A 10,236-nucleotide genomic window follows, 5' to 3' on the forward strand; every position below is an offset into this window, starting at 1 on the left:
TATAATCTATCAATCTCATATATGATTAATGTTACACTAATTGAACGATAGGAAGTTAATCTTTCAGTCCGCTGGCGATATGCAAAAACCAGTCGACAATTAAATTGACGCCGACCGTCAAAAAGGCAATCGCGCCGGCCGGCCATAACGCCGCAAAGATGCCGAAGGAAATGGCGCCGCCATTTTCCCGCACCATGCCGCCCCAGTCCGCCGTGGGGGGTTGGAGACCCAGGCCCAGAAAGCTTAGCGCAGCGATGAATAAAAACACGAAACAGAAACGTAAGCCGAATTCCGCAACCAGCGGCGGCATGGCATTCGGCAGGATTTCGTGACGCATGAGCCACCAGATTCTTTCACCGCGAAGCCTTGCCGCTTCAACAAATTCCATGACTTCGATGTCCATGGCCACGGCCCGCGACAGGCGATACACCCGCGTGGAGTCAAGCATCGCGATCACCAGGATTAAAGCAGTTATGGACGTCCCTGTCACCGACAGCACCATCAAGGCAAAAATAAGCGTCGGAAAGGCCATCATAATGTCGACAATGCGGCTCAGTGTCAAATCGGTCCAGCCGCCCAGCGTAGCTGCAAAAAATCCGCAAATCGTACCGATTGCAAACGACAGCATTGTGGTGACAAACGCTATGGCTATGGTGTTGCGAGCGCCGTACAGCAAACGGGTAAACATATCCCGGCCCAGATGGTCCGTACCCATCAGATGGTTTTTACTCACAGAGAGCCAGACGTCACCGACAATTTCTGTTTCAGTGTATGGGGCCACAACCGGCGCCAATATTGCCGCGGCAATATTAATAAATACAATTGCAAGACCGATACGCGCACTGAGCGGTGATTGTCTGAGCAGTTTGAAAAACGCCACCGAATTCTTCTCCTATGTGGGATTTCGCAGTCTGGGGTTGCAGATAATCGACAGCACATCAGCCAAAAGATTCAGCCCGATGTAGATGGACGCAAAAATAAGACCGCTGGCCTGGACAACCGGGATGTCACGCATAGATACCGAGTCCACCAGGAGCTGGCCCAAACCCGGATAGACAAATACCACTTCAACTATGACTACGCCGACCACAAGATAAGCCAGGTTAATCGCAACCACATTGATCACCGGCGAAAGCGCATTCGGGAATGCATGCATAACGATGACCCGCGTAGGCTTGATGCCTTTCAACCTGGCCATTTCGATAAACGGGCTGGCCATGATGTTGATGATGGCCGCGCGGGTCTGGCGCATCATATGGGCAACAACAACCAGCGTCAGCGTCAGGCAGGGTAGAATAATTGCGTGAATCTTCTCCAAGAACGACATCTGGTCATTAATGTTGGAAATACTGGGAAAAAGAATGAGTTGCACTGAAAGCAGAGCGATTAAAATATAGGCCACAAAGAACTCGGGGAAAGAAATCGTACTGAGCGTAACTATAGAAATGACACGGTCGAACAGACTGTTGCGGTAAAGCGCGGCTAAAATCCCCAAGAGTATTGAGATCGGCACTGCCACCACTGCGGTAACCGCCGCCAAAAATATCGTGTTGGCAAAACGCCAGCCGATCAGATCTGCAACGGGGCGTCCGTTGGCAAGGGAATTGCCGAAATCTCCCTGAAAAAACTCGCCCATCCAGGTGAAGTACCGAATGTGAGGGGGAAGGTCTAATTTCAGTTCCCTTCGAAAGGCCTCAACCGTTTCAGGCAATGCCGACTGCCCTAAAATGGCTTCCGTCACATCGCCCGGAAGCAGTTCCACGCCAAGAAAAATTAAAAGAGAAACGACGATAAGGGTTACAAGGCCCAACATAATGCGTTTGGCCACCATTGTACCAAGTGAATCCATATCAACCGTCTAGATAGATTGAAACATAAAATTTATATCAAGTTATTGTTACTCTCCAAGTTTCAAAGACATACCGGATGACAGATACTGGATACTGGATAAAAGATGAATTTCTTATTTTTAACCAGCATCCAGGATCAAGTATCCAGCATCGCTGAGCCTCGTTGGTGTGCCCGTCCCGGGCCGGTAAGGGCGGGGAGGCGAAGCTTTGCTCTATATTAAATAAACCACCAGCGCTCAGGCGCCCGCATACCGTCCATTTCCCAGTCTGCGCCTACATTCTCGTATCCGAGCTTGGTGCTTACGCCTGTCAGATCGGCGGCAAACATGGGGATGACCACAGCTCCTTGGTCGCGTACTATGCTCTGCATCTCCACGTACATCTCACGCCGCTTTTTGTTGTCGAGCTCCGCCCGGGCTGCTTTGAGCAGCTTATTGAACTTTTCGTGCTTCCAGAAGGTGTCGTTCCAGCCGGCACCAGCCGCAAATGCAATGGAGAACATCCAATCCTCTGTCACACGGCCGCTCCAGAAGCTGAAAGTCCAGGCTTTTTTCATCCAGACATTGCTCCAGTAACCGTCTTTCGGTTCCTTGACCACATCGATCTTAATACCGGCCTTGGCAGCCTGTTCTTTGTAAAGCACGGCAGCGTCCACGGCACCGCCAAAGGCCGCGTCGGAGGTGTGCAGTTTGAATGTATAGCCCGCCAGTCCGGCCTTCTTCAGATAGTATTTGGCCTTGTCCGGATCGAATTTTCTCTGGGGAAGTTCGGAGGCAAAAAAGCGCTGATTTCTTCCAATGGGATGATCATTGCCCACATATCCGTAACCGCGTAAAACCGTTTTCACCAACTGTTCACGGTCCACGGCGTATTTCAGCGCAAGCCTGACATCATTGTTGTCAAAGGGCTTCATGGTGGTGATCATCGGAATTGTATAATGCTTAGTACCGTTTGACTTAATGACCTTAATACCCGGAATTTTTTCCAGCAATTTAACGGTTTTTCGCTCGCAGCGGTTTATGGCGTCGACCTGACCGGTCTTTAAGGCATTGGTTCTGGCATTGGCGTCATTGATGCCGATGGTTTCAATTTCGTCAAAATGGGCGCGCCCTTTTTTGAAATAATTCGGGTTCCGTTTGGCAAATGTCCTTACGCCCGGTTCAAAGCTTTCCAGAATATAGGCGCCGGTGCCCATGCCTTTTTGAAAATCTTTTGTACCGGCAGGCTGGATGGTTAAGTGGTAGTCACTGGCGACATACGGGAAGTCGGCGTTGCCTTCTTGAAGGGTAAAAATCACCGTGTGCTTGCCGTCGGCCTTGATCTCCTTGATGGGATCAACAACCCCCTTAGCGGCTGATTTGGAATCTTTTCCCCGGTGATGATTGAAGGACTCTATTACGTCCGCGGCCTCCATGGTTTTGCCGTTGTGGAATTCAACACCTTGGCGCAACTTAAAGATCCATTTCACAGCATCGGGCGAGGATTCCCAACTTTCGGCAAGTTCGGGAATAGGGTTACTCTTATAATCGACTTCAACCAAGCGATTCCTGATTTGCGTGTTGATCATTTGCGGCGTAATGTCCGGCAATGTTGCGGGATCCAGCGAATCGGTTGTGGCGGCACCGGCAAGACCGATTCTAAAGCGGCCTCCCTTCTTGGGTTTTGCAGCATGGGCCGGCGTACTCAACAGCATCGGAGATACCGCAGCCATAAGACCTAAAGCAGATACACGAGCCAGAAACTCGCGACGAGAGATTTTTCCTTCGGTAAACAATAATTCCAGTTTTTTCAATGACGACATGATGCCCTCCTTTCAGCCGCAGAAATATTTTTATCGTATTCCTGGGGGTACATTAGACAGTTTGGTTGACTAAATTCACGATTGACAGTATCTCTGGTATAGCATTGTGAAACCTTTGAAAAACGCTCCCTTTTGCTCTCCGAGGCGTAGGCTCGCCTCTACAAGCCGGAGGCCCAATCCCGGCGTTAGGTTCACCCATTTTTGGGTCCTAAATTTTTGGCTGCCGTTACCATATTTTTCAGTTTGACAAGTACGGTTTCTCGATTCAACATCCCTAGCCCGCAATCCGGCGCCGCCATGAGGCGCTTGGCATCGATATGGTTCAATGCCTCTTTGAGCCTGGCGGTAATCTCTTCAGCACTTTCCACTCGGGATCGAGCAATGGCAATCACTCCCAGAATAACGGTGGTATTCTTGAAATGTTCCAATAAAGAAAGATCATTATGCCGGTGGGCGTCTTCAATGGACACGGCATCGATTTTGGCATCATTAAGTGACGGTGCTAATCGAAAATACACCTCGGGTGAGGCTTTGGGAAAATCTAAATTATCGATGACATCCGGATACCCGCAACACATATGCATAACCCGTTTTACATCTCCGCGCACGCCGTGGAAACAGCGTTCCAGGTTCTCAACTCCGTAGGCCAGCGCCTTGTCGGGTTCCCGGGCGAACAGCGGTTCATCTACCTGTATCCATCGACAACCCGCTTCTGTAAGTTGTAAAATTTCTGCGTTCAGGGCCCTTGCCAGATCCTGGCCCAATCGTTTTTCATCCCTGTAATGTGCATCCGCCAAAGAATCGGTTATGGTCATAGGGCCCGGCACGGTTATCTTGATGGGTCGATCGGTAACAGACTGGGCCATTTGCCAATCCCGGGCTAAAAAGTGATCTTTAACCTGAATCGGTTCCACAATCGTGGGGACGGACCCGATCCATGAACCGGACCGCATCATTTTTTCGGTCAGCCGTGAAAAATCAATACCTTTTAAGTGTCGGCAATGATAATGAATGTAATTTTCCCGCCGGATCTCACCGTCGGTCGGCACATCGATTCCCACACGGACCTGATCTTTTACGGCCTCGTGAGTTGCCCTATCCAGCAACTCCTCTACTTCTACTTCGCCCTGGCGAGAGCGCAGGTATTTTTCATATGCTGCTGTCGGATCCTTTATAACCGTACTCTCTGCTTGAAACCAATCCGGTACAGGTACATATTCCGGTTTAGGATACGAACCAATCGTTGTTGTCAACAAAGCCATAATTATCAGTTCTTTATGAATTAGGGAATGCTTCGTGGTTCATGTTCGTTGTGCTTTTCTCCACTGAGGGATGGAGGAGCGAGCCCCTGGTGTGTCTCCTGAAAGGCGTCGTCAACCCCTTTGGCGTCGATCAGGTTAAGAATTTGATCATTGCCTGTAAGAGGATTCGAACATGCTCCGGCGCGAGGTCAGCCAGTCCATAAATCAATCGTTTTTCTATGGGATCGGGTAGTGTCTGGCTTAATTCAGTTCCTTTTTCCATTTTCAGGCGTTAGGTACCGTCCGATGAGACCGGTCATAATGGCAGGTATTTTATAACCGAAGTTTAACACGTCCTGATCGTCGTATTTCGCCCATTCATCATAGCCTTTTGCCAGTTCCTTGTTGTTGCGAGCAGAATATACCTTCTCTAACCATCTTAGACCTGTCCGAAAGATCTACAATATCCTCTATGGGCATAACGATAATGTTCAACAAACAGTATAGATACACATATCAATAGTCAAGGTTTAAATAATACCAAAGATGACTTATATATATTTAAATATTGAAGTAAGTATATCATTGGTTTATGCTGCCATTAGTGTTTGAAAACGGCTGGAAGAAAAAGGAGAGCAGGTTTGGTCAAGGGGGATAACAAGAGTGCATAGGTTTGAAGCACTCCGAATTTGACATCTGGCCCATCTGTTTGTTAATGTGATGATTCGGAAACAATATCTTCAATAAAATCAATTTGAAATAGAGCATTGACTTACCAGGCCCTTGTTGAATGATATGCTGAAAACGGCGGCCAGAACATGAGCAGAAACAACAATCCGGTTTCAGATACTGAAATCATCGTGAAAGCCAAGCAATTCGGAGCCTATCTGGCAGGCATTGCCGGCGTTGAAGCACTGAAGAAATCGCCATCTGACGTCATATACGGCAAGCTGGGCGTTTTCGAAGGAATCATGCCGAAGGATCCGGACAAGGTAAAGGCGACCGAGGTGGTGTGGCCGGCAGGGGCCCGATCGGCTGTAGTGATTGCTGTCGAGCACCCCGAGGACCGTCCGGACCTCGACTGGTGGCAAGCAGAGCTTAAAGGCGGCACGCCCGGGAACCGAATTCTGATGGATGTGAGCTCCAGACTGACTCGATGGTTGCAAGAAAAGGCTGGAATCAAAGCGTGGGGATTGCCCTATCATATAGAAAACGGTGGGATATTCCTGAAAGATGCGGCTGTGCTGGCCGGCTTAGGCTGTATCGGTAAAAACAACATGTTGATTACGCCCTTATGCGGTCCAAAGGTCCGTCTGCGGACTGTGCTGTTGGACATTGATCTGCCAGCTACCGGCCCCATCGATTACGATCCCTGTATGGGCTGCCCTATGCCCTGTACGAAGGCCTGCCCTCGGAATGCTTTTCAATGTAAAATTTATTCAAAAGAGAAATTGGGCCTAGACCATCTTCCCGGCAGAACCGGTACCTACAGCCGTGATCTGTGCAATAAACAAATGAAAGCCGATCTTTCCAGCAGCGAATCAGTAGCAGAATCAGATCTGGATCAAACGGACAGGCGCATCAAATACTGCCGGCGATGTGAGCTTGAATGTCCGGTCGGTAGAGACTAACTTTGTGCATACCGCGAGCCGGCACTTCATTTTCTCATCCTTATCGATTTCCAGTAAGAACCTGTTCTGGCAATAGGCGTCATCCTTGTTTTGTTGAGAGCCTCCCAATTATCGATGGTGAGGCTGAACTCACACTGGGATTGTCAAGTTAATATTAACAGTATGTAAGCTATAAATCGACTATGACCACTACTGCTGAAAGCTATGATAGCCCTCTTAAAAGTATATATTACCTGATCGGTGGTGTATTCGTTTTCTCACTTCAAGACGTCATCATCAAATGGCTAAGTGGCAAATATCCAGTACATGAAATCGTATTGATAAGAAGCTTTTTCGCTATTATTCCGATTCTATTTATGGCCTATTTAGAGGGCGGCCTGCATTTATTGCGAACCAACCATTATGTGACCCATATCATTCGTTCCTTTTTAATGTTTGGCGTCTATATATGTTTTTATTTATCTCTGGCCGCGCTTCCGCTGGCTGAAACGGTTAGCTTATTTTTTTCAGCGCCGATTTTTATAACGATTCTGGCTGTTACATCCTTGGGTGAAAAAGTTGAGTTTAGAAGCTGGATAGCGGTCAACATATCATAGTACCAAAAACTGAGAACTACGGCGAATTATAAATGGAGGAATTTTAAAGAATTGGATAATATAACAAAAATAAAAGTAAAAACAACAAATATCATTGCAGGAACACCATTAATCGGAAGTGGGCTTTTTGTATGGCTGACTGGTTCCTTTTTCAAAAACAACTTGCCGTAAAATCCCGTCAGGAGTGAAAAAGAGTGCGAGCGTGTCGTAGTTCACGCGGTTCCCTGAAGCTGAAAAACTGATACTTGTTCCCAAGGCGTCAAGTAAAGGAAGGCCCACAGAAAGCCTTTTTTGTCGCATCACGGTCTTCTGATAGAGTAAAAGGTCTTGGCCCTCGAGTTCGACCAGTGTGGTCGGAGCACCAAGCAGCGCAAGCGTATCTTCCAGGGTTGTTTTACCCACCTGCAACTCATCGCCCGGCGCCACAACATCGGTGCCTTCCAAACTTCTGCCTACCTGGTAGGTAACACAGCCCCCCAAAAGCCGGCCTGCAATCAGGATTGGCATCGAAACAACAAGTACCTTAAAAATTGCATGCCAAATTTTTAAGAAAAAATTAAAACGGTAATCCATAGGACGAATCGCGAGCGTCAAAGCTGGCGCCGTAGTGAGTTAATATGTCATTGTTATCAAAGAAAAATATGATTTGATCATACTGCTTGTCATAGTTGACAAGACTCACAAGCAGCAGCCAAACCGCCGTTCCTTTGGCTACGGAGTGCGTGTAGATGTAGGCATTGCCATTAGACATCTTCACTACTTGCGCCGGAGTCCCAAAGAGTGCGGATACCTCTGCCGCCGTTGTCTGCCCTTTAACGAGTTTTTCAAGTTTGCCGGCATCCAACGATTGGTAGTCCTGATTTTTGCCAAAACCAAAGCAACCGCTTACAAAGGTTAAAATCAGGAGAACAATTAATTTGCCGCTTATTGAGTTCAAATCGTTTCCTCCCGGCATCAAGTATCGAGTATCTGCATCAATTTCAGGCATAAGTGCTATAGGAAAATTTGACACAAATATTAAAATCTTGTTCTATATAGCCTGATAGTTCCTATTCCAATTGAATAATGATTCTGCTTCCGGCTACGTCCGTTACTGATAGGTTTTTACCTTGAACGGTTGCCCCGTCGATTGTTTCACTGAAAGAATCTGCGTTGCCTTTAAATTGAACCGAAAGTTGCAGTTTCCCGCCGCCAAAACTGCGCTTACGCACTGACACGACATCTGAAATTTCTGCAATGGCTTGCCTGAGTGCCTTTTGCATTTTGAATTTTCTCACGTTTTCGATAGTCACATCCAGACTAATCCCGTTATTGATCATATCCTGGAATGATGAGACTATTTTTTCAAAAAGTTCCCTGTCCATCAGTTTCCTGGCTGCTTTTTGCGCGGCTTGGGCCATGGCTATTTCTTCCGAGACATGCACGGCAGCGCTGGTTGCCGACTTAGAGGCAATGATCGCGGCCGTTGAGCAGTTGATGACCTTGGCGGTAATATTGGCCTGGCCGGACTTCATGCCGGTGTCGCCTAACAGGGCGCTTTTCATAAGCCCCTTTGAGACTTTGCCGACCAGGGCATACTCCGCTCCGTTCAATGCACCGATTTGGGCTGCGGCCGCAGGATCGCCTTCGGTTGCCCGCTTGATGAGTTCCTGCTCCTTATGCATAAGCGCTGCTACGGCCGCAGGATCAACAAGTTGAAACTCTTTGTCGGTCAGGTAATCGATAATTGCGGTTTCGGCAGCATTGCCTCCTTCTTCTCTGATAAGAACCATCATACGCGGCTTATCCATGGATTCAAGCAGGATCTTAAGGGCGGCAAGGTCTGATTTTATGCTTGCTAAAGAGACGATGGCCTGTATCTTTATATAAAAATTGCCATCCGACTGCTTTTCTTCCTGAAGGATGCTGTATTTTTTAACCGAACCCGTTGCTTTTGCGAGAATCACATCTTTCTGAACCTCGAAATTTTTTACTTCGGTTTGCGAAATGAGTACGACTCCGATGCCTTCTTCAACAGCGCTGCGTTTGGCTTGAAGGAGCGCCGCTTTTGTGGAGATTCCGTAACCTTCGGCTTCAACGGTGATATCACCTTCCGGTGTTTTGGCATAAAGCGGCACAGCGCAGATGAGGAGTATGGGAATAAGTAGTGCGACGACCGATTTCATGGTGTCTCCTTTCCGAAGGATGTCTTTACCATCTATAGTTGAATTCGTGACTTTTTACGAGATCATCAAGTTTGACACGACAAGATATCAGTATAAAAAAACAACACAAAAATGTCACCTAAAATCTGCAATAGGCGTTCACACGTTCTAAGTTCCCCGTTCACAGGTTCAACGTTTTGGGTTAACCCCTGAGCCTTTGAACCCCGAACCCGACTCGGCTGAGCTCGTCGCAGGCAGAACCCGTGAACGGTTTTGATGCAGTTTTAGGTATCAATCGACCGCCAGTATCAGGGTCCCCTTGGCAATGCGGCGGTTTAACACATTAGCCGCGACCTCGAAAAGGAACATTTTGCCGTAGGTTTTCTTGAGGGCTGCCGCCAGCCGGATTGTTTCGCCGGGTTTAGCGGGAGTGACAAACTTAATGGTTAAATTTGCCAGAAAAAGGTCTGCTTGTTCCCGGCCCTTGGTTCTCAGTGTCAATCCCAACAGAAGCCCGCTTGTTTGCGCCAAAGCTTCTGACACAATGACACCCGGCACAATCGGTTTGCCCGGAAAATGGCCGGAGAAAAACCATTCATCAGGGCTAAGGTCTTTTTCGGCAGCGATATTTTCTCCGTAATTTATTTTTACCACCCTGTCGACAAAAAGAAAAGGGCTGCGATGGGGCAGAATCTCTTTGATTACCGCCACGTCGTATGGCAGTTGGTCGGTCATTTCATAGTACCTTCCCGTTTCTAAATTGTGCTTTCAGCGACAAGACTTTTTTAAGCCTTTTAATAGCCATGTCGAATCTATCCGCCGTGGCGCTATGCATGATTTCAATATTCCTGTCGATCCATCTTACGGTTCTGAAAATGATGGCGCCAGGACCAACTTCGAGAAACAGTCCATTATTGTTATCGGCCATTTTTTTAATCAAATCAACCCATAATACCGGATTGCTTAACTGCAC

Annotated in this window: 11 protein-coding genes; 2 read left to right on the plus strand and 9 right to left on the minus strand. The window is 47.8% G+C overall.

Annotated elements, in window-relative coordinates:
- Positions 1 to 55: 55 nt before the first annotated feature.
- The 4 genes from V3S16_RS13305 to V3S16_RS13320 all read right to left on the minus strand — a co-directional run bounded on the left by V3S16_RS13305 (position 56) and on the right by V3S16_RS13320 (position 4,913).
- Positions 56 to 880, minus strand: coding sequence for an ABC transporter permease (locus V3S16_RS13305; RefSeq protein WP_413885716.1), 825 nt, complete (start codon positions 878 to 880; stop codon positions 56 to 58).
- A 12-nt stretch (positions 881 to 892) separates the two neighbouring features.
- Positions 893 to 1,849 carry an ABC transporter permease gene (locus V3S16_RS13310; protein ID WP_413885718.1) on the minus strand — a complete coding sequence of 319 codons (957 nt, stop codon included), beginning with the start codon at positions 1,847 to 1,849 and terminating at the stop codon, positions 893 to 895.
- A 218-nt stretch (positions 1,850 to 2,067) separates the two neighbouring features.
- Positions 2,068 to 3,651, minus strand: coding sequence for an ABC transporter substrate-binding protein (locus V3S16_RS13315; RefSeq protein ID WP_413885719.1), 1,584 nt, complete (start codon positions 3,649 to 3,651; stop codon positions 2,068 to 2,070).
- Between the two features lie 191 nt (positions 3,652 to 3,842).
- A complete protein-coding gene (locus V3S16_RS13320; protein ID WP_413885721.1) occupies positions 3,843 to 4,913 on the minus strand; it encodes a hypothetical protein in 1,071 nt (356 codons plus the stop codon).
- 797 nt (positions 4,914 to 5,710) lie between these two features.
- Here V3S16_RS13320 and V3S16_RS13325 point away from each other — a divergent pair.
- Both V3S16_RS13325 and V3S16_RS13330 read left to right on the plus strand, forming a co-directional pair.
- Positions 5,711 to 6,523, plus strand: a complete 813-nt coding sequence (locus tag V3S16_RS13325) for an epoxyqueuosine reductase (RefSeq protein ID WP_413885723.1) — start codon at positions 5,711 to 5,713, stop codon at positions 6,521 to 6,523.
- Between the two features lie 182 nt (positions 6,524 to 6,705).
- On the plus strand, positions 6,706 to 7,119 hold the full coding sequence (locus tag V3S16_RS13330; RefSeq protein ID WP_413885725.1) for a DMT family transporter: 414 nt from the start codon (positions 6,706 to 6,708) through the stop codon (positions 7,117 to 7,119).
- Positions 7,120 to 7,227: 108 nt separating this feature from the next.
- On the opposite strand, the gene V3S16_RS13335 is transcribed toward V3S16_RS13330, so the two are convergent.
- The 5 genes from V3S16_RS13335 to V3S16_RS13355 all read right to left on the minus strand — a co-directional run.
- Positions 7,228 to 7,626 (minus strand): hypothetical protein, encoded by a 399-nt coding sequence (locus V3S16_RS13335; RefSeq protein WP_413885727.1) that lies wholly within the window; start codon positions 7,624 to 7,626, stop codon positions 7,228 to 7,230.
- Positions 7,627 to 7,675: 49 nt separating this feature from the next.
- Positions 7,676 to 8,056, minus strand: coding sequence for an outer membrane protein assembly factor BamE (gene bamE / locus V3S16_RS13340; protein ID WP_413885729.1), 381 nt, complete (start codon positions 8,054 to 8,056; stop codon positions 7,676 to 7,678).
- A 112-nt stretch (positions 8,057 to 8,168) separates the two neighbouring features.
- Entirely contained in the window at positions 8,169 to 9,284 is a 1,116-nt protein-coding gene (locus V3S16_RS13345; RefSeq protein ID WP_413885731.1) for a hypothetical protein, read from the minus strand.
- Positions 9,285 to 9,554: 270 nt separating this feature from the next.
- Positions 9,555 to 9,998, minus strand: a complete 444-nt coding sequence (fabZ, locus tag V3S16_RS13350; protein WP_413885733.1) for a 3-hydroxyacyl-ACP dehydratase FabZ — start codon at positions 9,996 to 9,998, stop codon at positions 9,555 to 9,557.
- Between the two features lies 1 nt (position 9,999).
- Positions 10,000 to 10,236, minus strand: a 237-nt coding sequence (locus V3S16_RS13355; RefSeq protein ID WP_413885735.1) for a hypothetical protein, incomplete at its 5' end; no start/stop codon positions are given.

It is taken from the genome of Candidatus Desulfatibia sp. (assembly GCF_036446775.1).
Lineage (GTDB): Bacteria > Desulfobacterota > Desulfobacteria > Desulfobacterales > UBA11574 > Desulfatibia_A.

What these genes read in the sequence shown, in the direction of transcription:
- V3S16_RS13320 (WP_413885721.1), bottom strand. Translation starts at nt 4,913, where the DNA reads ATGGCTTTGTTGACAACAACGATTGGTTCGTATCCTAAACCGGAATAT.
- V3S16_RS13315 (WP_413885719.1), bottom strand. Translation starts at nt 3,651, where the DNA reads ATGTCGTCATTGAAAAAACTGGAATTATTGTTTACCGAAGGAAAAATC.
- V3S16_RS13345 (WP_413885731.1), bottom strand. Translation starts at nt 9,284, where the DNA reads ATGAAATCGGTCGTCGCACTACTTATTCCCATACTCCTCATCTGCGCT.
- V3S16_RS13325 (WP_413885723.1), top strand. Translation starts at nt 5,711, where the DNA reads ATGAGCAGAAACAACAATCCGGTTTCAGATACTGAAATCATCGTGAAA.
- V3S16_RS13330 (WP_413885725.1), top strand. Translation starts at nt 6,706, where the DNA reads ATGACCACTACTGCTGAAAGCTATGATAGCCCTCTTAAAAGTATATAT.
- fabZ (WP_413885733.1), bottom strand. Translation starts at nt 9,998, where the DNA reads ATGACCGACCAACTGCCATACGACGTGGCGGTAATCAAAGAGATTCTG.
- V3S16_RS13335 (WP_413885727.1), bottom strand. Translation starts at nt 7,626, where the DNA reads ATGCCAATCCTGATTGCAGGCCGGCTTTTGGGGGGCTGTGTTACCTAC.
- V3S16_RS13310 (WP_413885718.1), bottom strand. Translation starts at nt 1,849, where the DNA reads ATGGATTCACTTGGTACAATGGTGGCCAAACGCATTATGTTGGGCCTT.